A 24,198-nucleotide genomic window follows, 5' to 3' on the forward strand; every position below is an offset into this window, starting at 1 on the left:
CAAGCGCAAATGGGTTTTCACCAGACGCGGGCAGCATGCTCAGCAACACCCAAGATACCTTTTCGGCGCGCGAAGTGAAATCGTTGGAAGCCTTTCCTATTGAGTACTACCCAAGGTTGCGTTGGACGGACGACTTCAGCATCAAAGTTGACAGCATCACGATCCAAGGCAACGAGTTAATGCCGACGGACAAGCTGCAAGTTGCCGTCAAAAGTTACGTGGGCAAGCGACTCATGGTTGAAAAGCTATCTTCGGTCAGCGCTGCGGTGACACGTGCTTACAGAGATTCAGGTTACAGGGTGCAAGCCTATATCCCAGACCAATCCTTTGCCTATGGCCGCTTGGTTGTGCAGGTGATCGAGGCTAAGCCAAGCCGCTGAGCCACTTGACGCTACAGAAAAACGCGCTCGTGTCGATCTACCGTCACGCGCTCTGGCATGGGGCGTGCTAAGTCCTTGCCGTACTGAGTCCTGACACATGAATAAATTTTTAACACTTCTGACTTTTGTCGCAGCAAGCACAGGCATTTACTTCGCGTTTGATGTCCTGTATGAGCCCAGCGTGCCTGTCGCAATCGTGATGCCTCAAGAGGCAGCATCGAGTCCGCAGGAGGATGAGGAAGAAGTTGTTGAAGAAGCACAAAAGCCAGCAGAGCCGACGGTGGCCGCTGCGGTCGTACCCGCCCAGGTGGTCCGCAAGCTGCCAGTTGCTGAGGTTATGAAGCCTGCAGATGTCAAGCTCACGATCCGCGAGATCAAGTTTGATGGCGTGACCGCTTTCAGCCACGACGAGCTCAATGGGGTCGTCAGTGAGTTTGTGGGCCAAGAGCTCACCGTCGAGCAGGCATTCGCGATTCCTGCCAAAGTTTCTAAGTTTTACAAAGACCACAACCTCGTTGCACGTGCCACTTTGGTGGGTTCGTTGACCCGCGATGGCTTGGTCAAGATCGGTGTGATCGAGACCAAGGTCAAGCAGGCTCAACTCGACAAGGATTTGACGGCAATTGCTGTTGCAGCGCCCAAGCCTGCAGAGCTCAAGCTGGAGGCGCCGAAGGTTGATGTGCCTACTAGTCCGGCTCCTATTCCTGTCTCAAACGTGGCCAAGCTGGAAGTTCGTGAGGACGCCAGTGTGGCGACAAGGTTCGCGGAAATGTCTCCTTCGATCCCTATGCCTGAGCCAAAACTGGATGAGAAGCTGACGCAGGAGCAAGAGACTGAGTTCATTCTGAAGCGCTACGCAAAGAGCTCACGTCAGTACGAACTCTCGGTGGACAACTATGGCTATGGCGCAACGGGCCGAGGTCGAGTTGGGGCAGGGCTGGTATGGAACAACGCCTTGCTGCGCGACGACAAGCTCTCTTTACAAGGGTTGAAATCACAAGGAAGTCACTTCATGCATGTTGCCTACGAGTGGGCTACTGGTCTTGAAGGACTCAAGCTGGGTGCGAGTGTTTCAACTTTCAACTACGACGTGGTCAATGGCCTACAAACCGCAGTCAATGTGGGTGGAGATGCCGTCAAAAAGAGCCTTCTTCTGGCGTATGACTTGGTCAACAACCCGGGTGAAGTCAGCACCCTTGGCCTGCACTACAACGTGAAGAGTTTGAACACCACAGCCATCAACTTTGCGGATTCTGCCTACTATGACACCAAGGTGATGGGCATCGAGTTCAAGGGCATTGAGCGCGAAATGGCTCCCGGTGGTGCTGTGGTGACCTATGACGCGATCTACTCGAGTGGCAACGTGGACATGAACGGTTCGCCAAACCAAGCTGCAGATCTGAGTGGAGAGAAAACATACGGTGCATTTTCTAAGCTGCGCTTCAACGGCACGATTCTCCAACCTTTGAGCGGCATCAACTCTGTTTATGGCGGCTTGACGATCCAACGCGCTAACAAAAACCTGGATGGTTCCGAAAAGATCTACCTGGGTGGCCCTATGGGTGTTCGTGCCTATGGCGTTGGCGAGGGCATGGGCAGTGATGGCGAGTTGGCGACGCTTGAGTTCAGGCACAAGCTCACCGCGGGTACCACCTTGTCAGAGTTCTATGACTGGGGTCATGTTCGCCCATGGCACAACGGCAGCGCAGCAGGCGCGCCCGCTGTGAACTCTGCAATTCTTCATGGTTATGGCTTGAGCTTGGCGACCAAGCTTGATTCAGGCATCACGCTCAAGGGTACTTGGGCACACCGATTGGGTAACGAAGTCAACACGGCAGCAATGCCGCGCGGACACGACGGGCATTACGACCGCAACCGTTTATGGATGTCCATGGAGTCACGCTTCTGATTGAAGTGAAGTCTTAAGGAATTCAAAGCTGCCATCAACACTGTAAAGTTTGATGGCATTTTTTTTGACCATTTTCATAGCCATACGATTTATCTTATGTAAATAATTGGCAGGACTAAGAAAAACAAAAACGCCTGAAAGGCAGGTCAAGATAAAAACTGGACCTGCCTTTTGGATTGACGGAGTAGCTAGCGGATCAAGCCATTGCTGTATTGCCAGACAAGTAGTTTGCGTAGTTGTCGGTCAACTCGTTGTAGGCGCTGGCAGCCTCATCGAACTTGTTTTGCTTTTGCAGCAGCCAACCGAAGTTGAACCAAGCCACATGTTTGCAATCGTCATTTCCGTGCTTGAGCCACTGGCGGTATAAGTCGATGGCCTCTTGGTATTGACCCGCGGCTTGCAACATATCTGCTGCTTGCGTGAGTTCTTGCAAGGTGAAACTGGTCAACTTGGCGCCTGATAAGTGATGGTTTGACATGTTGTGCTCCTGAAAATCTATATGTTTTCTATCAATGCATAATTTGTGCCAGCATAAAATTGACAGTACAAGTTACAAATATGAAGAGTTCTATCCTCCTAGCCCTGCCGTTGCTGATGTGTGCGCTGCCAACTCATGCGGCTGAGCTCTCCACGTTTGATGAGGTTCGGGCCCAATACCATGCCTATCGCGACGGCACCCGCTTGTCATATTTGTACAACCGCTGCGCTGCATTGCAGCTCAATGTGTCGGCGCTTTTGCAGCGCAAAGGACAAATTCAGGGGGCCAAAGATTTCGAGAGCTTGGCTCAGCACTACATGGTGTTGTCCGAAGCCAACGAGCGCGAGATAGACAAAAAGCGTGGCTTAAAGAGCAAAGACACCATGAAAACCGTCAACCGTTCGGTGGCCCATGTGTCCGAGGTCTACAGCCAGCGCATGAAAGACAACTACGCCAAACGGCGCGACTACATCATGGGCGACGCCCAATTGGAAGCCGAGTTGGCTGAATGCAATTTGCCTGAGGCGTTTAAGAAGAAAGCGTTGGCTGAGTAATTCAAAGGCCTCAAGCCAGCCCACGCTATGCTCAGGCTGTCCCAGACGCTCGAATTTTTGGAGTTTTTATGCGCTCAAGCCAATCCAATTTAGCTGCTCTAGCCACTTTAGCCCTGTTGCTAGGCCCCAGCGCTGGAGCGCAAACCATGCCTGACGCGGGGGCGTTGATGCGTCAAAGCGAGCAAATGTTCAAGCAAAGCCAAATGCAGCGTATCCAGCCGCAGCGGGCATCTTTGCCGCCTGAACAGGTGATGAACGACACCACGGTGGTCACCGCGCAGCGCTTCAAATTCATGGGCAACCAGCTCTTGACCACGGGTCAGCTGCAAGCGGTGGCCGTGCCGTTTGCCAATCGACCTTTGAAGCAGCCTGACCTGCAGCAGCTGACCCACGCTGTGTCCGAGGCCTACCGTCAAGCCGGTTGGGTGATGCAGGCCTATATCCCGCGCCAAGACCTGAGCCGTGCAGAGCTGACAGTGCAAGTGATAGAGAGCATTCCTCCCAGCAGACCGGGCCAATAAGTAGCCCCCAAATCCCCCAGAAAAACCGTCAATAAAGTTGTAAGGCACAAATCTTGCAATGAGACAACCCTTATGGTTGTTTTAGTACTCATTTTGTGAAGTTAAGCAGATCGCGAATCATTGCCGCGATTGCGTTCCTGTGTCTGTTGGCCGGGTCGTTAGAAATCTACGACCCCTTGTTGCCCAAAGACGCAGGTACCGTGCTGCGCGCGATTGAGGCAAAAACCGATCTGCCCGTGATCGAGTGGGCTCAAACCATCACCGGCACACCCTATGCAAAGCCCAAAAGCGCCCGACCACGCGGTTTGGTCGATGCCGCCATGGACAAAATGCTGGAGCAGCAAGAGGTTGAAGAAGCCGCCAAAGCGCTGATTAGCCTCAAAAATATTCAGTTCACCGGCGTCACCATTTTGGGCGACATGTAGCTCAAAGGCATCGTCGAGCCCTTCATCAACACCCCCATGACCTACGAGCAAATGCTCGAAATCGGCATGGTGGTCGAGCAGTACTACCGCAAAAACAACTACTTGGCCCGCGCCATCCTGCCGCCGCAAGACCTGACTGACGGGGTTTTGACGGTTGACGTGATCGAATCGGTGTTCTCCAAAGTCGAGATCGAGCAAGAGCTGGCCGACCTGCCCAACACCCAAGCCCATGTCGAAGCCATCATCCAAGCCCAGCAACCCACCGGCCAGCCTTTGAACACCCAGTCGCTGGACCGCGCTTTGGCGCTGGCCAACGACTTGCCCGGCATGAGCGCCCAGGGCTCGCTGCGCCAAGGCCGCGACGCGGGTGAGACCGAACTATTGCTTAAGTTGTACCAAGGCCGCACCCGTCAGGCTGAGCTGACCGTGGACAACGCCGGCTCGCGCTCCACCGGCTTCATGCGCGTCATGGCCAGCCTGACTTGGTTCAATCCCAACGACTTGGCCGACATGCTCAACGTCGTGGCCGTGCATACCCGTGGCAGCGACTACGCCCGCTTGGCATACAGCCTGCCCGTTGGCACCGATGGCTGGCGCGTCGGACTCAATACATCGGTCATGAACTACGAAGTGGTGGTGGGCGAGCAGGGCATGGTGGGTGCCGTTGGCCGAGCTATCACCCAAGGCATGGAGTGGGTTTACCCGTTGCTGCGTGCGGATGACCGCAGCGCCACCGTCACCCTCACAGCGGACACCAAGAAGTTTCAAAACACCTCGGCCCAAGGCTTGCTGATGTATGACTACCAAGCCCAAGTCTTGGCCGCGCAGGTCTCGGGCTTTTACCGCGACCTCAACCCGGGCGGCGGCACGGGCACCTACTCGGCGCAGCTGACCAATGGCCATATCAACCTAGACGGCTCGCTGAGCCAACAAACCGACAAAAATGGCCCCAACACAGGCGGCACCTTGAGCTGCGGCATCAGCTGGAATCGGGTATCAGCCTAGCCACCTTCTATGACTGGGGCCAAGTCTGGCTGCAGCACGACCCCAACTTCCCCGGCGGCCCCATGCATAACCCAAACACCTACCAAGGTTTTGGCGCCAGCATGGGTTACACCAACGACGATGGGGTGAACTTCAAAGCCACTTGGGCGCGTAAGAGCGGGCAAAACCCCAACCCCACCCAAACCGGCAACGACCAAGACGGCACGCGCGACCGCAACCGTTTTTGGCTGCAAGTTACGGTGCCTTTCTAGCTAAATTAGTTATAAATAATCAAATATGCAGAACTAGAATTTCTGAATGAAGTTCAACGAAAAACAAATTGACGACATTGCAAGATTACTTGGCACATTGGCTGCGTCTTCAATTGTTGGATTTAGCATTGGCATCGCAAGGCCACACAGTGTGACAATCTATGAAGAGATTGGACTGCTCTCATCCGCGGTGATAACATTCACGACAATGCTTTTAATTCGGAGAAATACATGACGCCGCTTGCCTATTTCCTGTTTGGTTTTTGCATTGTTGTTGCGGTTGGCGGCTACTACGTCTACACCCATAAAGAATAACTCTTAGCAAATTTAAATACTTAAAGCCCCGTCAGTTCTTAAGCTGACGGGGCTTTTGGTTATGAAGCAAGCACCAAAACCTTTGTGGCGACCGTCGTGCCACCGGGTGCGTTCCCACTACAGCTCAAAGTGGGGATTGGCGGCGTGGAGACGCTGATGGTGATCAACGAAAAGCCAGCTAGCAAGTAAAGCCTGTGGCTGGCCCCTAGAATTTCGCCATGACCGAAGTCCTTTTCGTTTTGTATTTCTTGGCACTCATCGCCACGCTTGTCATCAAGACCCCCATCATCAAAGGGCCGTGGCTGTTTTTGCTACGCGCATTTTTTCCAAACTGGAAGTTTTTTCACGCGGTGGGCTATGTGCCTCACCTGTATGCACGCTCTGCAGTGCAGCTGGCCTCGGGTGAATTGCAATGGTCTGACTGGGTGTTGATTTACCCACGCCGTGTTCGCCGCCTAAGCCACTTGGTGCACAACCCCGACACCAACATTGGCCTGGCCCAACAAAACATGTTTGATCACTTTTGGGCCGACTTGCACGACTTGCCTGAGGGCGAAGATCCGCGTGGTTTGGTGAGTTACCAAATGATGCAACGCCTGACCGACCAAGTGCTGCGCGCGCGTGATGTGAACTTCACGCACAGTCAGTTTGAGCTGCGCATGGTGCTCGATGGCCGCCATGCCCATGTGGACACGCAAGTGATGATGACGTCGCCGGTGGAGGCCGCATGTTGACAGCCATTCGCGCCACTGAAATGTTGTTTGCATTGAGCTTGCTCATTCAAACGCTTGAGTATTTGCGCTTGAGCAAGTACACCGCAGACGATGCGTTTTGGTCTTGGCAGTTGCAGCGGGCAGATATTCCCAACGCACCTGTGCGTGCTTTGCTGGATGTGCTGTTCAAGCCGCGCATGCATCAGTTGCACCTGTGGCTGCGCTTGACTGCGGCTGTGGTTCTGGCAGTGCAGGGCGCATCCTTGCCATTGATTGGTTTTTTGTTTGTGGGTAATTTGCTCATCCTTGTTCGTTGGCGCGGGGCCTTCAACGGTGGCAGCGACTTCATGACCTTGGTGGTGCTGATGGGCTTGCTCATCTCGCAAGTTGTTGGTGCGTTGAGTCATGCGCAAATGGGTTGGCAAGCGTGCTTTTGGTACATCGCCATTCAGTCCATCACGTCATATTTCATGTCAGGGGCGGTGAAGCTGCTGCGCCCTGAGTGGCGCAATGGTTCGGCCATGACCATCTTCTTGAATGGCGCTATTTACGGGCCGCTGTCTGCCAAGCACCCGCTGCGCAACAAGTGGCTGGCCATGATGGGCTCGTGGGGCTTTGTCGTGTGGGAAATCTTGTTTCCCGTGAGCCTGCTTGACCCACGACTGGCGGCGGTGTTTTGCGCCGTGGCGGCGTTCTTTCACTTCTTGGTGTTTTGGTTCTTTGGCCTGAACCGATTCTTCTGGGCGTGGCTGTGTTCGTTCCCTGCCATCATGTGGTGCAGCGCGCAGTTCAGTGCGCGCTTCACTTCAATGAATTAAGCCATCGCGCTTTCAATCGCATCCATCGCTTCCGTCAGCTCAAGCCAGCGCAACTCAAGCGAAGCCAGTTCGTCTTCTACCGCTTTAAGGCGTTTGCCTGCTTCGGCAATGTCAGCAGGGGGCAGGGGCGTGGCGAGTTTGTCGTGCAACGCGGTTTTTTCAGACTCGAGTGTGGCCATTGATTTCTCGACGGCCTCCATCTCTTTTTTCAACGGGCGTTTTTTCTCGTTGATGTCTTTGCGCAGCTGAGCGTCTTCTTTGCGTTGGTCACGCGAAGCAATAGGTGCAGCTGCCTTCGCCGCAGGCGAATTCGTGTTCACTACGTGCGCCGCAGCTTGCACAACTGGTGCCACCACTTCAACCGCAGGCGCAGCAACAGCAGGCTTGAGCGTCGCTGCATTCGCAGCTGCCACAGCTTCGGCGCGCAAGCGTTTGCCTTCGTCCAGCAGGTAGCGTTGGTAGTCGTCCAAGTCGCCGTCAAAGGGCTCGACGCCACCGCGTGACACCATCCAGAACTCGTCACACACGGCACGCAACAACGCACGGTCATGGCTGACCAGCATCACGGTGCCTTCAAATTCGTTCAGCGCCATGCTCAGTGCTTCGCGGGTCGCTAAGTCCAAGTGGTTGGTAGGCTCGTCCATCAGCAAGAGGTTGGGGCGTTGCCACACCAACATGCACAGCACCAAGCGGGCTTTTTCGCCACCGCTCATGCTGCCTACGGCTTGCTTGACCATATCGCCGCCAAAGTTGAACTGCCCCAAGAAGCTGCGCAAGTCTTGCTCGCGTGTGGCTTGGCCGGCCAATTTGCCGTCGATGGTGAGTTTTTTCGCCAACGCAATCATGTGGTCGAGCGGGTTGTCTGCGGGGTGCAACACGTCGAGTTCTTGCTGGGCAAAGTAGCCGATGTTCAGGCCTTTGCCCTCGGTCACTTCACCGCCCAAAGCGCCCAAGTCACGCGCAATGGTTTTCACCAGCGTAGATTTACCTTGGCCGTTGGCACCCAAGATACCAATGCGCTGACCCGCCAGCACCGAGCGGCTGACGTTTTGCACAATGACGGTGGGCGGTGTGCCCGCAGGCGCATCGGCAGGTGCTGGGTAGCCCACGCTCACACCTTGCATGCTCAGCATGGGGTTGGGTAAGTTGGCGGGTTCTTTGAACTCGAAGCTGAAGTCGGCATCTGCCAGCAACGGCGCAATTTTTTCCATGCGGTCCAAAGCCTTGACACGGCTTTGCGCTTGCTTGGCTTTGCTGGCCTTGGCCTTGAAGCGTGCAATGAACTTTTGCAAATGCGCGATCTTGTCTTGCTGCTTTGAGAAGGCGTTTTGTTGCAGCTCCATTTGCTCGGCACGCATGTCTTCAAACTTGCTGTAGTTGCCGCCGTAACGCACCAATTTGCCTGCGTCGATGTGCAGGGTGACGTTGGTCACCGCATCCAAAAATTCTCGGTCATGGCTGATAACAACCATAGTGCCTTCGTAGCGCTTCAGCCAGGCTTCGAGCCACACTAAAGCGTCCAAGTCCAAGTGGTTGGTGGGTTCATCCAGCAACAGCAAATCAGACGGGCACATCAGCGCACGCGCCAATTGCAAACGCATGCGCCAACCGCCTGAGAAGCTGTTCACAGGGTTGTCGAGCTCAGTCGTTTTAAAGCCCAGCCCCAAGATGAGCGCTTGTGCGCGTGACTGCGCATCGTGCTCGCCCGCGTCGTACAGCGCCATGTAGGCGTTACCCAAGCGTTCGCCGTCTTCGGTGGTTTCTGCGGCGGCAACTTCGGCGCGTGCGTCGTTCAAGACGGTATCGCCTTCAATCACGAACTCGGTGGCACTCTGCTCGGTCTCGGGCATGTCTTGAGACACTTGGCCCATGCGCCACTGCGTGGGAATGTAAAACTCGCCTGTGTCTTCTTGCAAGTTGCCGTTGAGCAACGCAAACAGCGACGATTTGCCTGCGCCGTTGCGGCCCACCAAGCCTACTTTTTCACCGGGGTTGAGGGTGACGGTGGCGCCTTCGAGCAACACCTTGGCACTGCGGCGCAAGGTGACATTTTTAATCGTGATCATTTTTTATGTGCGCCTTCGACAATCGCCTGGCGTGTGAGGAGTAAGACCTGGTCGTCACCAGCACTGGTCGATAGCCACACGACATCTATGTTGGAGAAGGCTGCTTCAAAGTAATCGCGTTCGTGGCCAATTTCTAGAACCAAAACCGCGTGCTCGCTCATGTGTGCTGGGGCGTCGCGCAGCATTTGGCGAATAAAGTCCATGCCGTCATCGCCACCAGCCAGAGCGAGCGCGGGCTCGGCTTTGAATTCGGCGGGAAGTTCGGACATGCTTTGTGCGTTCACATAAGGTGGGTTGCACAAGATGAGGTCAAACACACCATCGGCCTTAGCCAAACCATCCGATTCGGCCAACGTCATGCGGCCTTCAAGGCCGTGACGCTCGATGTTGATGTTGGCCACAGCCAAAGCATCTTTGGACAAGTCAAGCCCAAGCACCGTGATGTCGGGAAAAGCCAGCGCTGCCAAGATGCCAAGGCTGCCGTTGCCCGTGCACAGGTCGAGCACGCGCGTGGTGTTGGGGTCAAGCCAAGGGTCGATGCTGCCTTCGGCCAACACCTCGGCAATGAGCGAGCGCGGCACGATGGCACGCTCGTCGATATAAAACGACACGCCTTGCAACCACGCCTCTTGCGTGAGGTAAGCCGCAGGCTTGCGGCTGGCTATGCGGTGTTCGATGAAGGCTTGCACGCTGGCCACTTGGGTGGCGGGCAGCTCGAGGTTGTGCACCTCGTCTGACACATCAGTGTCTAGCGGCAAACCCAGTTTCCACAGCACCAGCCATGCGGCTTCGTCGGCGGCGTTGGTGGTGCCGTGGCCAAAGCTCAAGTTGCCTGCAGTGTGGGCAGCGTCAAGCTGCTGCGCGCTCTGTGCAATGAGCGCGCTGAGTGTCATGGATGGGTTCATTGGGCGGAGGTGTTGGCCTGTGAGGCCAAGCCGTGCAGCTGTTCCAGCACACGGCGGTAAATGTTTTTGAGGGGTTCCAAATCAGCCACGGCCACAAACTCGTTGATTTTGTGAATGGTGGCATTGGGTGGGCCAAGCTCAATGACTTGTGGGCAGACTTGCGCAATAAAGCGCCCGTCGCTGGTGCCGCCGGTGGTGGACAGCTCGGTGTCAATGCCAGTTTCGTCGTGGATGGCACGTTGCACGGCACCGACCAAGTCACCTGGCGTGGTGAGGAAGGGCAGGCCGCCGATGGTCCATTTGAGGTCGAAATCTAGGCTGTGTTTGTGCAGCACCGCGGTCAGGCGTTGTTGCAGTTGCTCAGGCGTGGATTCGGTGCAGAAGCGGAAGTTGAAGTCCACCACGCATTCACCCGGAATCACGTTGCTCGCACCCGTGCCAGCGTGGATGTTGCTCACTTGCCAGCTGGTGGGTGGGAAAAAGTCGTTGCCTTTGTCCCACTCAATCGCCACCAACTCTGCCAATGCGGGGCTGAGCAAATGGATGGGGTTTTTGGCGAGTTGCGGGTAGGCAATGTGGCCTTGCACGCCTTTGACGGTGAGCTTGCCGCTCATCGTGCCGCGTCGGCCGTTTTTGATCATGTCGCCGGTGCGCTCAACCGAGGTGGGTTCGCCCACGATGCACCAGTCGAGCTTTTCGCCACGTGCTGTGAGGGCTTCGCAAACCTTCACCGTGCCATCTAACGCTGGACCTTCTTCGTCGCTGGTGAGCAAGAAGGCGATGTTGATGGATGGGTCTTTGCAAGCAATTGCAAACTCTTCACACGCCACCACCATCGCTGCCAACGACGCTTTCATGTCGCTGGCACCACGGCCAAACAATTTGCCGTCGCGGTGGGTTGGGGTGAAGGGGTCGCTGGTCCACTTGTCAATGGGGCCCGTGGGCACCACATCGGTATGGCCTGCAAACACCAGTGTTTTGGCGTGGGCGTGAGCGCTGCGCTTCACAGCCCACAGATTGCTCACGCGAAAGGTGTCTGGCCCGCTGTCGATGCGCTCACACTCAAAACCGAGCGGCTTAAACCGTGCGGTGATGATGTCCAAACACCCCGCGTCCTCGGGTGTGACCGAAGGGCGCGAGATGAGTTGCTCGGTGAGCTGGAGTGTGCGAGACATCGAAACGTACTTTTAAAAAGATCAGTCGCGCAACAAGTCGTTGATGCTGGTCTTCGAGCGGGTTTGAGCATCCACGCGTTTGACCACGATGGCGGCGTACATGCTGTAAGGCGCGCCATTGGCAGCGACTTTAGGAATGTTGCCTGCCACCACCACAGAGCCAGAAGCCACGCGACCGTAGCTGATTTCGCCTGTGGCGCGGTCGAAGATGGGGGTCGATTGACCGATGAACACGCCCATGCCGAGCACAGAGTTTTCTTCGACGATGACGCCTTCCACCACTTCAGAGCGAGCGCCGATGAAGCAGTTGTCTTCAATGATGGTGGGGTTGGCTTGCAAGGGTTCCAGCACGCCGCCAATGCCCACGCCGCCAGACAAGTGCACGTTCTTGCCGATTTGTGCGCATGAACCCACGGTGGCCCAGGTGTCGACCATGGTGCCGCTGTCCACATAAGCGCCGATGTTCACGTAAGAGGGCATCAAAATTGCGCCCGCAGCCACAAAGCTGCCGCGACGGGCCACAGCTGGAGGCACCACGCGTACGCCAGCGGCTTTCATTTCTTCTTCGCTCAGGTGTGCAAACTTGGTGTCCACTTTGTCGTAGAAGGCCAAGTCGCCAGCTTTCATGACGCGGTTGTCATTCAGGCGGAAAGACAACAACACAGCCTTTTTCAGCCATTGGTGAACCGTCCATTGGCCCACGCCTTCACGAGTAGCGACGCGCAAGCGGCCAGCGTTCAATTCAGCAATGACGTGGTCGACGGCATCGCGCACTTCTTTGGAGGCATCGGTCGCGTTGATGTTGGCGCGGTTGTCCCAAGCGTTGTCGATGACGTGTTGGAGTTGGTGTTGAGTCATGGTTGTCTTCTCTACGTTGAAAAATTAGAAATTTAGGAATGGGTGTTTTTGATAAACGCCACGATACGTTGCGCGGCTTCTAAGCATTCAGCAGTGTCGGCCACCAAGGCCATGCGAATTCGACCGGCGCCGGGATTTGCTTGATTGGCTCCGCCAAGGCCTTGGCCCTCACGAGCAAGGTAGCTGCCCGGCAACACCGTCACATTGTATTGAGCCAGCAAGTCTCGGGCAAAAGCCACATCGTCTCCACCCGGAACTGCAGCCCAGAGGTAAAAACCAGCGTCCGGTAAGCGCACATCCATCACCGTTTCGAGAACTGGCGTGACGGACGCAAACTTTTGGCGGTACTGCTCACGGTTGGCCACCACATGGGCTTCGTCGTCCCACGCGGCAATGCTGGCCGCTTGCACCATGCCGCTCATGGCAGAGCCGTGGTAGGTGCGGTAGAGCAAAAACTGTTTGAGGATGTGGGCGTCACCCGCGACAAAACCGCTGCGCATGCCCGGCACATTGCTGCGTTTGGACAAGCTGGTGAAGGCCACCAGGTTTTTAAAGTCGTTGCGGCCTAGCTTAGCGGCTGCTTCTAAGCCCCCCAAAGGCGCTTCTTCACGGAAATAGATTTCGCTGTAGCACTCGTCGCTGGCGATCACAAAACCGTATTGGTCGCTCAAAGCAAATAGCTTTTCCCAGTCGCTCAAGGGCATCACCGCGCCTGTGGGGTTGCCGGGGGAGCACACAAACAGCAGCTGTGTTTTGGCCCACACATCGGCAGGCACGTTGTCCCAGTTGACGTTGAAGTTGAGCGCCGGGTCGCTGGGCGCGTAATAAGTTTGGGCACCAGCCAACAGCGCGGCACCTTCGTAGATTTGGTAGAAGGGGTTGGGGCAGACCACCACCGCTTCACGGGTGGGGTCAATCACTGTTTGGGCAAAGGCAAACAAGGCTTCGCGTGAGCCGTTGACGGGCAGCACTTGTGTGGCGGCGTCCAGCTTCAGGCCATAGCGGCGCTGTATCCAATTCACGCACGATTCGCGCAACGCAGGCAAACCCGCGGTGGCAGGGTAGGCTGCCAACTGAGCCGTGGCTTTGGCCAAGGCATCGAGCACCAACTGTGGCGTGGCATGGCGTGGCTCGCCAATGCCTAAGCTGATGGGCGCATACGCGGGGTTGGGCGTGACGGTGGAGAAAAGTTGCTTCAGCCGCTCAAAAGGATAGGGCTGCAGACTCGAAAGGAGGGGGTTCATGACTGATATTATCCCCGCGCTTGCCTCTCAAACTAAACGCTATGTCTACTTATTCCCTGCTTGACCTGACCCGTGCCAAAGAATTCGCTTTTGAGGCAGATCAGCTGCGCGAGCTGGTGGTGACGTTTGAGCAAAGCTTGGCTCAAGAAATGGCCGTCATCCAAGCGGGTTTGACTGCGGGCGACGCTTTAAAGGTGGAGCACTCCTTGCACGCGTTGAAAGGCTTTATGCCTTTGTTTGCCACAACCTCTTTGGCACAAGCCATGACAGACTTGTACCAAACCAGCCGCGACAAACCGCTGGATGTGACAGGACCCATCTTTACTGCATTAGTACCCAGTTTGGAGATCTTGCTGGTCGAAGTTCACACATGCCTCAGCGCTTTATGATTCAGGTTGTGTCTAGAGAGGCTTTTCAGTGCGTCTGAATTCAATCAAATTATCGGGTTTCAAGTCGTTTGCGGAACCCACCAATTTCTTATTGCCCGGCCAATTGGTCGGCGTGGTAGGCCCCAACGGTTGCGGCAAATCCAACATCATGGATGCCGTGCGCTGGGTGCTGGGCGAGTCCAAAGCCTCCGAGCTGCGTGGCGAGTCCATGCAAGACGTGATTTTCAACGGCACCACCACACGTAAAGCGGCCAGCCGCTCCAGCGTGGAGCTGGTGTTCGACAACGCCGACCACCGTGCCGGCGGCCAATGGAGCCAGTTCCCAGAAATCGCGGTCAAACGTGTGCTCACGCGTGATGGTGGTTCGAGCTACTACATCAACAACCAACCCGTGCGTCGCCGTGACGTGCAAGACGTGTTCTTGGGCACAGGCCTAGGCCCACGCGCCTACGCCATCATTGGCCAAGGCACGATCAGCCGCATCATTGAATCCAAGCCGGAAGAACTGCGTTTGTTCCTCGAAGAAGCTGCTGGTGTTTCCAAGTACAAAGAGCGCCGCCGCGAAACCGAAAACCGCCTGAGCGACACCCGCGAAAACTTGACCCGCGTGGAAGACATCTTGCGCGAGTTGAACGCCAACCTTGAAAAGCTCGAAAAGCAAGCGGAGGTGGCCCAGCGTTACCACGCGCTCAATGCCGATGTGACGCTGAAGCAGCACCAGCTGTGGTTCTTGCGCCGCGCTGAGGCGGAAGCCGACCAAGTGGGCATCAAAACCCAAGCGGACAAAGCGGTGAACGACCTTGAGTCGCGCATTGCCGATTTGCGCCACATCGAAGCCGACCTAGAGACCGTGCGCCAAGCCCACTATGCAGCGGGTGACCAGGTCAACCAGGCACAAGGCTCGTTATATGAAGCCAGCGCCGAAGTGGGCCGTTTAGAAGCCGAGATTCGCTTTGTGGTGGAAGGCCGCCAACGCGCCGAAGCCCGCCTGATTCAAATCAAAGAACAAACTGCGCATTGGGCAGCTCAAAGCGAACAAGCGCAGCAAGAGATTGAAAACTTGGCCTCTATGGCCATGGACGGCGAAGAAAAAGCCGTCATGCTTGCCGCGCAAGTCGAAGAGCAGGCCATGCAACTGCCCGATTTGGAAGATGCCTTGCGCGTCGCCCAACAGCGCAGCAATGAGCAACGAGGCAGTGTGGTGCAAGTGCAGCAGCAAATTCAGGTGTTGGCTGCAGACCAGCGCAACATCGAAGAGCAAAGCCGCAACCTCAACGCGCGTCAAGAGCGCCTGAGCGCCGACAAAAACGCCTTGGCCGCACCCGATGACGTGCGACTGAACAACCTCAAAGAGCAACTCCAAGAAGCGCAAGCCCAAGCAGAAGTCACGGCGGCGCAACTGGAAGAGTTGCAAGCGAATGTGCCCGTGCTCGACGACGCACGCCGCACAGCCCAACAAGCGGTGAACGCCGAGCAAACCAAGCAAGCCGATTTGTCGGCCCGTTTGGAAGCCCTCAAAGCCTTGCAAGAAAAAGTGCAGACCGACGACAAGCTCAAGCCTTGGTTGGCTAAGCACGGCTTGGATGGTTTGCAAGCCTTGTGGAGCCGCATCCACATCGAAGCGGGCTGGGAAAACGCATTGGAAGCCGCTTTACGCGAGCGCATGGCTTCGCTCGAAGTGTCTCGCTTAGACATCGTGCGCGCGTTCCAAACGGATGCGCCACCCGCGAAATTGGCTTTTTACACAGCGCCTAGTGCATCTGGCCCTGAATCACCAAGCAGCTTGCCTCGCTTGTCTGATTTGTTGCGTTTGAACGATGCAGGCCAAAAAGCTTTGTTGACGGATTGGCTCAACGGCTGCTTCACAGCACCTGACCTAGACGAAGCCTTGGCCAAGCGCAGCACTTTGCAACCAGGCCAAGTCATTTATGTGCCCAGCGGCCATGCGATCAGCGCACACAGTGTGAGCTTTTACGCACAAGACAATGCGCAGTCGGGCTTGTTGGCCCGTGCCCAAGAAATTGAAAACCTCGACAAGAGCAGCAAGGCCCAAATCTTCATCGCCGATGAAGCCCGCAACACCTTGATTCGCGCCGAGGCTGCGTACAGCGAGTCTTCGCAACGCTTGGTCAGCATTCGTGCTGAAGCCACTGCCGCACAAGCCACCGCGCACGAGCTGCAAGTTGAAACCTTGCGCCTGAGCCAATTGGCTGAGCAAACCCGCGCACGCAGTGAGCAAATCAGCGGGGACTTGTCTGAGGTCGAAGCCCAATTGGCCGACTTACAAGAGCGCCGAGTCACGGCAGAAGCCCGCTTTGAAGAGTTGGACATGCAATTGGCTGACAGCCAAGAGCGACATGCCCAGTTGGACGAGGCCGTCATCAATTCTGAGCGCCGCTTGAACGACAGCCGCGAGCAACAGCGCAGCTTAGAGCGTCAAGCTCAAGAAGCCCAGTTTGCCCAGCGTAGCTTGGCCACCCGCGAGGCTGAACTCAAACGCATCATCGACACCGCCACGCAACAAGCCGCTTCGGTGTCTGCTGAAGAAGCGCGTGTGCAAGAAGACCTCACACGCCTCACCGATGCCGCCGCGCAAACCGGTTTGCAAAACGCCCTCAACATCAAGATGGAGCGCGAAGCCTCTTTAGGCGCTAAGCGCAGCGAGTACGACGACCTCACCACCAAACTGCGTGCCAGCGACGAACGCCGATTGCAGCTCGAGCGCGAGCTGGAGCCTTTGCGCCAACGTATCACCGACTTCCAGCTCAAAGAGCAAGCCGCTCGTTTGGGTTTGGAGCAATACACCCAACTGCTCACAGACGCCGAGGCCGACCTCGAAGCCGTGGGAGCTTCCATCCTTGCCAACAACGTACGTTTGGCGGGTTTGCAGGGCGAGATTGACCGCTTGCACCGCGACATCACCGCTTTGGGTGCTGTGAACTTGGCGGCGTTGGAAGAACTGGCCAGTGCCAGCGAACGCAAGCTGTTCTTGGACGCGCAAACCAAAGACTTGACCGACGCGATGAACACGCTGGAAGACGCCATTCGCAAGATCGACGGCGAAACCCGCGAGCTCTTGGGCGGCACGTTCAAGGTCGTCAACGAACACTTTGGCCGCATGTTCCCCGAGTTGTTCGGTGGTGGCAATGCACGCTTGGTGATGACGGGTGACGAAATTTTGGATGCTGGCGTGCAAGTGCTGGCCCAGCCACCTGGCAAGAAAAACCAAACCATCCACTTGCTCTCGGGCGGCGAAAAAGCGCTCACTGCGATTGCTTTGGTGTTTGCGATTTTCCAACTCAACCCAGCGCCTTTCTGTTTGCTGGACGAGGTGGACGCGCCGCTCGACGACGCCAACACCGAGCGTTATGCCAAGCTGGTGTCGAGCATGTCCAAAGAAACACAATTCCTTTTCATCTCGCACAACAAGATTGCGATGGAAATGGCCGAGCAACTCATTGGCGTGACCATGCAAGAACAAGGCGTTTCACGTATCGTTGCAGTGGACATGGAGTCCGCTGTGTCCATGGTCGATGCTTGATATCAAAATAAAAACATGAGTACTCTTCAAATTGGTTTAGCGATTGCAGGTGGCGTTGTCCTCGCGGGCGTGGTGGCACACAGCACGTGGACTTCACGCAAAAACAAACCCCGTCAGGCCGAACCACTGCCGCAAGAAACAACGGTTGAGCCCGTGACTTATCAGCCCAACTATGGTCAGCAGCAAGAGCCGTCGTTTGATGCCGCCCCTTCGTACGATGCCCATCACGAGCCAGAAGTTGCCGCCCCTAGCTATCCACCAACGTACCAAACCACATATCAAACGACAGGCAGCCTTGACCCCGTCACAGACATGGCCCGCAGCATGATGGAAGAGGCCACGGCCCACGCCCAACGTGTGCCAGACGAAGCCGAGATGGCCCAAATTGCAGCGAGTAAAGCCGCTGCAGCCAAAGCAGCCGCCGAACGCGCTGCGCAGCAAGCGGCTCTTCACCCGATTCATTCGCCCGCCATGACGCCAGCCGTGGCCAAGGTCATGGATTCAGCCACCTCTGATTTACCCCAACTTGAAAAGCGTCCAGCCTTGGATGCCTTGATTGACGTCATCGCCGCTGTTGAAATTGACCACCCCGCCTCTGGCGATGCCGCTTTGCAGGCCATGCCCGCCACACGCCGCGTGGGCAGCAAGTTGTTCAGTTTGGAAGGCCTCAACACCGAAACCGGGTTGTGGGAACACCCACGCAACGGCCAGCGCTACAGCGCGTTTCAATCGGGCGTGCAGTTGGCCAACCGCATCGGCCCCTTGAATGAAATTGAGTTCTCTGAATTCGTTACCAAAACTCAACACTTTGCTGACGCCATCAATGGTGCGCCTGAGTTTCCAGACATGCTCGAAGCCGTGGCACGTGCGCGCGAGCTCGACAACTTTGCCAGCGCCCACGACGCTCAACTGAGCTTTACCCTCAAAGCCACCAAGGCAGTCTGGAGCCCAGGCTACGTGCAGCAAAACGCGGCGCGTTTGGGCTTTATTGCTGGCGTCTTGCCAGGCCGCATGGTGGTGCCTGCTCCCGTGCATGGCTTGCCGCCCATTCTGGGTTTGACATTTGACTCGCAAGCCGCGATGTCTGAAGACCCCACGCAATCGGCCATTTACGAACTCGCCTTGTCACTCGATGTGCCACAGGTGGACCGCAAAGAAGAGCCTTACGCCCGCATGATTCAAACCGCCTACGAACTGGCGCGCGTGATGGACGGTGCGATCTCAGATGACAACGGCCAGCCCTTGTCTGAGACCGCCATCGGTGCCATTGCCCGTGACTTGCTGGCTTTGTACGACACGCTTGATGCGCGTGACTTGTCGGCAGGCTCGCCGCAAGCGCGCCGCTTGTTCAGCTAATTTCAAGGTCACGCAGCATGAGCACCGCTGACTTATTTAGCGGCTCTGCCGCTAACTCCAATGACGGCAGCGATGCCAAGGGTCATAAAGATGTGGCCACACGCGTCGCAGAATTGCGCGAGCAACTTCACCACCACGGCCACCAGTACTACGTGCTGGACGCGCCCACCATTCCCGATGCCGAATACGACCGCTTGTTCAAAGAACTGCAAGCGCTAGAAGCCGCTCACCCCGAGCTGCTCACACCCGATTCACCCACCCAACGCGTTGGTGGCAAGCCGCTCGACAGCTTTGCCAGCGTCAAACACGTGGTGCCCATGCTTAGCATCCGCACCGAGACAGACACCGAAGCCAGCGGCGCAGAAGCTTTTGACACACGCATTCGCAAAGAGCTGGGTCTGACCGAAGCCGACCCGTTGATCGATTACGTGGCTGAACTGAAGTTTGATGGCCTCGCCATGAGCCTGCGCTACGAACACGGTGTGCTGGTGCAAGCCGCCACACGCGGTGATGGCGAAATGGGCGAAGAGGTGACACAAAACATCCGCACCATTGGCCAAATTCCTTTGCGCTTGTCAGCTGACGCGCCCAAAGTGCTAGAAGTGCGCGGCGAGGTTTACATGGCCCGTGGCGACTTTGAAGCCTTGAACGAGCGGCAACGGGCCCGCATCGCGGCAGGCGAGAAGGGCGAAAAGACCTTTGTGAATCCGCGCAATGCCGCAGCCGGTGCGGTGCGTCAGCTCGACCCCACCATTGCTGCGCAACGCCCTTTGAGCTTCTTCGCCTATGGCTTGGGCGACATCACGCCCCTGGAAGACGGCGGCCCGTCCTTCAACACACATTTCGATTTGTTGATGGCGCTCAAACAATGGGGCTTTCCTGTGGCTGAGCAAACCGCGTGTGTGCAAGGCGCTGCGGGCTTGGTGAACTTTCACCAACGCATGGGCCAAGCGCGGGATGCGCTGGCGTTTGACATTGATGGCGTGGTCTACAAGGTCAACAGCTTGGCCGCGCAGCGTCAGCTCGGCTTTGTCACCCGCGAACCCCGCTGGGCCGTGGCGCACAAGTACCCGGCGCAAGAACAACTCACCACTGTGCAAGCCATCGAGGTGCAAGTGGGCCGCACGGGCAAGCTCACCCCCGTAGCCAAACTTGCGCCCGTGTTTGTGGGCGGTGTGACTGTGACCAATGCCACGCTGCACAACGAAGACGAAGCCCGCCGCAAAGACGTGCGGGTGGGCGACACCGTGGTGGTGCGCCGCGCAGGTGATGTGATTCCAGAAGTGGTGTCGGTCGTTTTAGAAAAACGCCTGCAAGACGCACAAATCTTCACCATGCAGCACGCATGCCCCGTGTGCGGCAGCCCCGCCGTGCGTGAAGAAGGCGAGGCCGATTACCGTTGCACTGGCGGCTTGTTTTGCAGCGCCCAGCGTAAGCAAGCCATCCTGCACTTTGCGCATCGCCGTGCGGTAGAAATTGAAGACTTGGGCGACAAGCTGGTCGATCAACTGGTGGACGCAGGCGTGGTCAAAACTTTGCCCGACCTCTACCGCATGGGCTTCACCGCCTTGGTCACGCTCGAGCGCATGGCAGAAAAATCTGCCAACAACGTGTTGGCCAGCATTGAGAAATCCAAACAAACCACGCTGCCACGGTTCTTGTTTGGCCTAGGCATTCGCCATGTGGGCGAGGCCACGGCCAAAGAACTGGCTCGCCACTTCGGCAAGATGGACGCCATCATGGATGCCACCGTCGATCAGTTGCTACAAGTCGCCGACGTGGGCCCCATCGTGGCCCTGAGCCTGCGCACATTCTTTGACCAGCCGCACAACCGCGAAGTGGTGGAGCAACTGCGTGCCTGCGGCGTCACATGGACTGAGGGCGAGCCCACTGCTGGTGCGAGCTTGCCCTTGGCCGGCCAAACTTTTGTGCTGACTGGCACGTTGCCCACTTTGAGCCGCGATGAAGCCAAAGACATGCTTGAAGCTTTGGGTGCCAAAGTGGCGGGCAGTGTGAGCAAGAAGACACATGGCGTGGTGGCCGGCGCAGAGGCGGGCAGTAAGCTAGAGAAAGCCCAAGCCTTAGGCATTCCCGTGATGGATGAAGAAGGCTTGCTTGCTTTGATTGCTTCCCATCAAGCGCACACACAAAAGACCGAGCCATGACCATTCGAGACATCTTAAAAATGGGTGACGAACGTCTGCTTCGTGTGGCTCAACCCGTGAAGGCTTTCAACACGCCAGAGTTGCAAGCACTGCTCAAAGACCTAGACGACACCATGCTGGCCGCCAATGGCGCAGGTTTGGCTGCCCCACAAATTGGCGTGGACTTGCAAGTGGTGGTGTTTGGCTCGGGTGAGCTCAACCCACGCTACCCCGATGCACCGGTGGTGCCCTACACCGTGCTGATTAACCCTGTGCTCACGCCTATGGGCGACGAGGAAGAAGAAGGCTGGGAAGGATGCCTGTCGGTACCAGGCTTGCGAGGCATGGTGCCGCGTTTCAAGCGTTTGCGCTACCAAGGTTTTGACCCGCTGGGCAATCCGATTGACCGAACGGTAGAAGGCTTCCATGCGCGGGTGGTGCAGCACGAGTGCGACCACATGGTGGGTGTTCTCTACCCGATGCGGGTGCAGGACTTCTCGCGCTTTGGCTACACCGATGTGCTGTTTCCAGGTTTGGACGACGCCGACGATTAAGCCTGCAAAGCAGCCAGCAACTCTGTCTCAATCTCCAGCTGCGCTTTGTTTTGCTGCAAAGCCGCACCATCAATCAAGAAGGTGTCTTCCACACGTTCGCCCAAGGTGCTGATTTTGGCCAGCAACAAGTTCACTTTGTGGTTGGCCAACACACGCGCTACGCTGTAGAGCAAGCCCACACGGTCGCTGGCGGAGATGCTCAGCAGCCACTTTTGGGCGCGCTCGTCAGGTTGTAGGTTCACGCGGGGTGCGATGGGGAAGCTCTTCACTCGGCGTGATGCGCGGCCTTTGCCAACGCTTGGCAATGGCTTGGCCTCGTTGATGGCCTCAGTCAAACCGGTTTCCACCAAGTTGATGAGGTCGCGGTAGTGTTCGGCAAGATGGGTGCTCACCACTTGGAAGGTGTCCAGCGCATAGCCATTGCTGGCGGTGTGCACTTTGGCGTCCCAAATGTTGAATCCCGCTTGGTCAAAGTAACAGCAAATGCGGGCAAATAAATCGGGCTGGTCCGGCGAATACACCATGACCTGCAAGCCTTCACCCACGGGCGACAAGCGTGCACGCACGGTCACACCCATGGCGGTGTTTTGCGATTTGGCAACAGACAAGCTGCGCGAGAGCTGGCGTGTGTGCCAAGCAATGTCAGCCGCATCGTGGCGCATGAAGTAGCCCACGTCCAAGATGGCCCACAGGTCTTTGTGCGCTTCAAACGGCAGCGCATAGAGCGCAAGCATGGTGAGGGCTTCGGTTTTACGAATCTCGACTTCTGCATGGGCATCGGGGGCGCGGCCGCCAAGAGCCCGGGCTGTGTAGCGGTACAAGTCCTCGAGCAATTTGCCTTTCCATGCGTTCCACACCTTGGGGCTGGTGCCGCGAATGTCGGCCACGGTCAGCAGATAGAGCGCTGTGAGGTTGCGCTCGTTGCCCACGCGTTTGGCAAAGGCTTGAATCACATCGGGGTCGCTCAAGTCTTGCTTTTGCGCGATGTGGCTCATGGTCAAGTGTTCGCCCACCAAGAACTCGATGAGTTTGGCGTCTTCTTTGTCAACGTTGTGGTCGCGCGCAAATTTACGCACTTCACCACGGCCTAGCTGCGAATGGTCGCCGCCGCGGCCTTTGGCAATGTCGTGAAACAGCGCACCTGCATACAAAATCCAGGGCTTGTCCCAGCCTGCTGCGAGTTGCGAGCAGAACGGATATTCGTGTGCATGTTCGGCCATGAAGAAGCGGCGCACATTGCGCAGCACCATCAAGATGTGTTGGTCCACGGTGTAAACGTGGAACAGGTCATGCTGCATCTGGCCCACGATGCGGCGGAAGGGCCACAGGTAGCGACCCAACACCGAGGTTTGATTCATCAATCGCACGGCGTGTGTCATGCCGCTGGGCGCTTGCAAGATGCGCATGAACATCTCGCGGTTCACAGGGTCTGCGCGGAATTTGCCATCCATCAAGGTGCGGGCGTTGTAAAGCGCGCGCAGCGTGCGGGCTGATAGCCCGCTGATGCCCACCGTGGATTCGTACAACCAAAAGGTTTCCAAAATTGCGTGTGGGTTGTTCACATACACGTCGTCGCTGGTGACTTCCAACATGCCCGCCTTGTCGGCAAAGCGATCATTGATAGGACGTGGCACTTGGGTGTTACCCGTCAGACGCTCTTCGATGTTGAGCAACAAAATTTGGTTGAGTTGGGTCACTGCTTTGGCGGCCCAGTAGTAGCGCTTCATCAAGGCTTCGCTGGCCACGCGCGCGTTGAGCGTGCCGTCTTCTTCAACCCCTAGACCCAAGCTTTGGGCCACGGCGTGCTGCAAGTCAAACACCAAGCGGTCTTCACGGCGCTTGGCGGCCAAATGCAAGCGGGTGCGGATGAGGGCCAGCGCGTCTTCGTTGCGTTTCAGTTGCTTGACCTCAAATTCGGTGGCCAAGCCTTTGCGCCCCAAGCTTTCCCAGCTGTCGCCCAAGCCGGCTGCTTTGGCGACCCACAACACCACTTGCAAGTCACGCATACCGCCTGGCGACTCTTTGCAGTTGGGCTCAAGTGAGTAGGGCGTGTTTTCGTATTTGGTGTGGCGCTGATTCATCTCCAGCGTCTTGGCCAAGAAGAAAGCCTTGGGGTCAAGTGCGATCGCGTAGTGCTTTTGAAAAGTTTTAAACAGCTTGACGCTGCCCATCAAAAAGCGTGCTTCCAACAACGAGGTTTGCACGGTGATGTCGGCCGAGGCTTCTTGCACGCATTCGGTCACGGTGCGCACGCTGGAGCCAATTTCTAGCCCCGTGTCCCAGCAGCTGCCAATGAACTTTTCAATTTGGGCTTTGAGCGCATCGTCTTTTTCGGGCGATGTGCCATCGGGCATGAGCAGCAGCACGTCAACATCTGAATACGGGTACAACTCGCCACGGCCATAGCCGCCCACAGCGGCTAAGCACAGGTTGTTGTCAAAGCCCGCAGCGTCCCACAGGGTGCGCAAGGTGTCGTCGGTCATGCTGCACAGCTTGTGCAACAAGGTTTTCACACTGCGTGGGGTGGTCGAGCTGGACGCGGCCAGCAGCAATGCCGCCTTGTCCTTTCGGTACAGGTTGGCCAAGGTGTTCATTGC

The 24,198-nt window shown here is 56.7% G+C and carries 21 protein-coding genes; 14 read left to right on the forward strand and 7 right to left on the reverse strand.

Translation table 11 applies throughout. From position 1 onward, the window contains the following. The first annotated feature begins 35 nt into the window (after positions 1-35). A complete protein-coding gene (locus tag RMR24_RS11800; RefSeq protein WP_310615272.1) occupies positions 36-380 on the forward strand; it encodes a POTRA domain-containing protein in 345 nt (114 codons plus the stop codon). A gap of 97 nt (positions 381-477) precedes the next feature. Beyond that, the gene (locus RMR24_RS11805) at positions 478-2,289 is read left to right on the forward strand and encodes a ShlB/FhaC/HecB family hemolysin secretion/activation protein (protein WP_310615273.1); all 1,812 of its coding nucleotides are present in this window, start codon (positions 478-480) and stop codon (positions 2,287-2,289) included. Between the two features lie 196 nt (positions 2,290-2,485). Here RMR24_RS11805 and RMR24_RS11810 read toward each other — a convergent pair whose 3' ends face one another. Then, on the reverse strand, positions 2,486-2,767 hold the full coding sequence (locus RMR24_RS11810) for a tetratricopeptide repeat protein (protein ID WP_310615274.1): 282 nt from the start codon (positions 2,765-2,767) through the stop codon (positions 2,486-2,488). An 80-nt stretch (positions 2,768-2,847) separates the two neighbouring features. Between RMR24_RS11810 and RMR24_RS11815 the strand changes: the two genes are divergently transcribed. From RMR24_RS11815 to RMR24_RS11845, 7 genes are all read left to right on the forward strand, one after another. After that, the gene (locus RMR24_RS11815; RefSeq protein ID WP_310615275.1) at positions 2,848-3,321 is read left to right on the forward strand and encodes a hypothetical protein; all 474 of its coding nucleotides are present in this window, start codon (positions 2,848-2,850) and stop codon (positions 3,319-3,321) included. 68 nt (positions 3,322-3,389) lie between these two features. Beyond that, the gene (locus RMR24_RS11820; RefSeq protein ID WP_310615276.1) at positions 3,390-3,842 is read left to right on the forward strand and encodes a POTRA domain-containing protein; all 453 of its coding nucleotides are present in this window, start codon (positions 3,390-3,392) and stop codon (positions 3,840-3,842) included. A gap of 95 nt (positions 3,843-3,937) precedes the next feature. Beyond that, positions 3,938-4,267, forward strand: a complete 330-nt coding sequence (locus tag RMR24_RS11825; RefSeq protein ID WP_310615277.1) for a hypothetical protein — start codon at positions 3,938-3,940, stop codon at positions 4,265-4,267. A 9-nt stretch (positions 4,268-4,276) separates the two neighbouring features. Further along, a complete protein-coding gene (locus RMR24_RS11830; protein ID WP_310615354.1) occupies positions 4,277-5,272 on the forward strand; it encodes a ShlB/FhaC/HecB family hemolysin secretion/activation protein in 996 nt (331 codons plus the stop codon). A 62-nt stretch (positions 5,273-5,334) separates the two neighbouring features. Then, positions 5,335-5,523: a hypothetical protein gene (locus tag RMR24_RS11835; RefSeq protein ID WP_310615278.1), complete on the forward strand. Its 189-nt coding sequence runs from the start codon at positions 5,335-5,337 to the stop codon at positions 5,521-5,523. A 533-nt stretch (positions 5,524-6,056) separates the two neighbouring features. Beyond that, entirely contained in the window at positions 6,057-6,572 is a 516-nt protein-coding gene (locus RMR24_RS11840; RefSeq protein ID WP_310615279.1) for a hypothetical protein, read from the forward strand. Beyond that, positions 6,566-7,369, forward strand: a complete 804-nt coding sequence (locus tag RMR24_RS11845; protein WP_310615280.1) for a hypothetical protein — start codon at positions 6,566-6,568, stop codon at positions 7,367-7,369. The genes RMR24_RS11840 and RMR24_RS11845 overlap by 7 nt, the downstream gene beginning before the upstream one ends. Here the strand turns inward: RMR24_RS11845 and RMR24_RS11850 are convergent. The 5 genes from RMR24_RS11850 to dapC are packed head-to-tail and all read right to left on the reverse strand — an operon-like array spanning position 7,366 to position 13,617. Next, complete coding sequence (locus tag RMR24_RS11850; RefSeq protein ID WP_310615281.1) at positions 7,366-9,435, reverse strand: ATP-binding cassette domain-containing protein; 2,070 nt, start codon at positions 9,433-9,435, stop codon at positions 7,366-7,368. The genes RMR24_RS11845 and RMR24_RS11850 overlap by 4 nt on opposite strands. After that, positions 9,432-10,328: a 50S ribosomal protein L3 N(5)-glutamine methyltransferase gene (gene prmB / locus RMR24_RS11855; protein WP_310615282.1), complete on the reverse strand. Its 897-nt coding sequence runs from the start codon at positions 10,326-10,328 to the stop codon at positions 9,432-9,434. The genes RMR24_RS11850 and prmB overlap by 4 nt, the downstream gene beginning before the upstream one ends. Positions 10,329-10,336: 8 nt before the next feature. Next, a complete protein-coding gene (dapE, locus tag RMR24_RS11860) occupies positions 10,337-11,515 on the reverse strand; it encodes a succinyl-diaminopimelate desuccinylase (RefSeq protein ID WP_310615283.1) in 1,179 nt (392 codons plus the stop codon). Between the two features lie 21 nt (positions 11,516-11,536). Next, positions 11,537-12,373 carry a 2,3,4,5-tetrahydropyridine-2,6-dicarboxylate N-succinyltransferase gene (dapD, locus tag RMR24_RS11865; RefSeq protein ID WP_310615284.1) on the reverse strand — a complete coding sequence of 279 codons (837 nt, stop codon included), beginning with the start codon at positions 12,371-12,373 and terminating at the stop codon, positions 11,537-11,539. Positions 12,374-12,405: 32 nt separating this feature from the next. Beyond that, the gene (gene dapC / locus RMR24_RS11870; RefSeq protein ID WP_310615285.1) at positions 12,406-13,617 is read right to left on the reverse strand and encodes a succinyldiaminopimelate transaminase; all 1,212 of its coding nucleotides are present in this window, start codon (positions 13,615-13,617) and stop codon (positions 12,406-12,408) included. A 41-nt stretch (positions 13,618-13,658) separates the two neighbouring features. Here dapC and RMR24_RS11875 point away from each other — a divergent pair, with 41 nt between their 5' ends. Genes RMR24_RS11875 through def form a run of 5 tightly spaced genes read left to right on the forward strand, consistent with a single transcriptional unit; the run spans position 13,659 to position 21,601 of the window. Next, positions 13,659-14,006 (forward strand): Hpt domain-containing protein, encoded by a 348-nt coding sequence (locus tag RMR24_RS11875; RefSeq protein WP_310615286.1) that lies wholly within the window; start codon positions 13,659-13,661, stop codon positions 14,004-14,006. 28 nt (positions 14,007-14,034) lie between these two features. After that, positions 14,035-17,547, forward strand: a complete 3,513-nt coding sequence (smc, locus tag RMR24_RS11880; protein ID WP_310615287.1) for a chromosome segregation protein SMC — start codon at positions 14,035-14,037, stop codon at positions 17,545-17,547. A gap of 15 nt (positions 17,548-17,562) precedes the next feature. After that, positions 17,563-18,903: a cell division protein ZipA C-terminal FtsZ-binding domain-containing protein gene (locus RMR24_RS11885; RefSeq protein WP_310615288.1), complete on the forward strand. Its 1,341-nt coding sequence runs from the start codon at positions 17,563-17,565 to the stop codon at positions 18,901-18,903. A gap of 17 nt (positions 18,904-18,920) precedes the next feature. Then, positions 18,921-21,068, forward strand: coding sequence for an NAD-dependent DNA ligase LigA (ligA, locus tag RMR24_RS11890; RefSeq protein ID WP_310615289.1), 2,148 nt, complete (start codon positions 18,921-18,923; stop codon positions 21,066-21,068). Beyond that, a complete protein-coding gene (def, locus tag RMR24_RS11895) occupies positions 21,065-21,601 on the forward strand; it encodes a peptide deformylase (RefSeq protein WP_310615290.1) in 537 nt (178 codons plus the stop codon). Before ligA ends, def begins: the two co-directional genes overlap by 4 nt. On the opposite strand, the gene RMR24_RS11900 is transcribed toward def, so the two are convergent. After that, the gene (locus tag RMR24_RS11900; protein WP_310615291.1) at positions 21,598-24,195 is read right to left on the reverse strand and encodes a [protein-PII] uridylyltransferase; all 2,598 of its coding nucleotides are present in this window, start codon (positions 24,193-24,195) and stop codon (positions 21,598-21,600) included. The two genes, def and RMR24_RS11900, sit on opposite strands and share 4 nt — an antisense overlap. Positions 24,196-24,198: the final 3 nt, after the last annotated feature.

The sequence above is a fragment of the Limnohabitans sp. genome (assembly GCF_031539105.1).
In the GTDB taxonomy this organism is placed as follows: Bacteria; Pseudomonadota; Gammaproteobacteria; order Burkholderiales; family Burkholderiaceae_C; genus Limnohabitans.

Excerpts from the sequence above, each read along its gene's own strand:
- RMR24_RS11815 (WP_310615275.1), top strand. The coding sequence starts at position 2,848 with ATGAAGAGTTCTATCCTCCTAGCCCTGCCGTTGCTGATGTGTGCGCTG.
- def (WP_310615290.1), top strand. The coding sequence starts at position 21,065 with ATGACCATTCGAGACATCTTAAAAATGGGTGACGAACGTCTGCTTCGT.
- ligA (WP_310615289.1), top strand. The coding sequence starts at position 18,921 with ATGAGCACCGCTGACTTATTTAGCGGCTCTGCCGCTAACTCCAATGAC.
- RMR24_RS11840 (WP_310615279.1), top strand. The coding sequence starts at position 6,057 with ATGACCGAAGTCCTTTTCGTTTTGTATTTCTTGGCACTCATCGCCACG.
- RMR24_RS11875 (WP_310615286.1), top strand. The coding sequence starts at position 13,659 with ATGTCTACTTATTCCCTGCTTGACCTGACCCGTGCCAAAGAATTCGCT.
- RMR24_RS11900 (WP_310615291.1), bottom strand. The coding sequence starts at position 24,195 with ATGAACACCTTGGCCAACCTGTACCGAAAGGACAAGGCGGCATTGCTG.
- RMR24_RS11805 (WP_310615273.1), top strand. The coding sequence starts at position 478 with ATGAATAAATTTTTAACACTTCTGACTTTTGTCGCAGCAAGCACAGGC.
- dapD (WP_310615284.1), bottom strand. The coding sequence starts at position 12,373 with ATGACTCAACACCAACTCCAACACGTCATCGACAACGCTTGGGACAAC.
- dapC (WP_310615285.1), bottom strand. The coding sequence starts at position 13,617 with ATGAACCCCCTCCTTTCGAGTCTGCAGCCCTATCCTTTTGAGCGGCTG.
- dapE (WP_310615283.1), bottom strand. The coding sequence starts at position 11,515 with ATGTCTCGCACACTCCAGCTCACCGAGCAACTCATCTCGCGCCCTTCG.
- RMR24_RS11810 (WP_310615274.1), bottom strand. The coding sequence starts at position 2,767 with ATGTCAAACCATCACTTATCAGGCGCCAAGTTGACCAGTTTCACCTTG.
- prmB (WP_310615282.1), bottom strand. The coding sequence starts at position 10,328 with ATGACACTCAGCGCGCTCATTGCACAGAGCGCGCAGCAGCTTGACGCT.
- RMR24_RS11835 (WP_310615278.1), top strand. The coding sequence starts at position 5,335 with ATGCATAACCCAAACACCTACCAAGGTTTTGGCGCCAGCATGGGTTAC.
- RMR24_RS11820 (WP_310615276.1), top strand. The coding sequence starts at position 3,390 with ATGCGCTCAAGCCAATCCAATTTAGCTGCTCTAGCCACTTTAGCCCTG.
- RMR24_RS11885 (WP_310615288.1), top strand. The coding sequence starts at position 17,563 with ATGAGTACTCTTCAAATTGGTTTAGCGATTGCAGGTGGCGTTGTCCTC.
- RMR24_RS11800 (WP_310615272.1), top strand. The coding sequence starts at position 36 with ATGCTCAGCAACACCCAAGATACCTTTTCGGCGCGCGAAGTGAAATCG.
- RMR24_RS11845 (WP_310615280.1), top strand. The coding sequence starts at position 6,566 with ATGTTGACAGCCATTCGCGCCACTGAAATGTTGTTTGCATTGAGCTTG.
- RMR24_RS11850 (WP_310615281.1), bottom strand. The coding sequence starts at position 9,435 with ATGATCACGATTAAAAATGTCACCTTGCGCCGCAGTGCCAAGGTGTTG.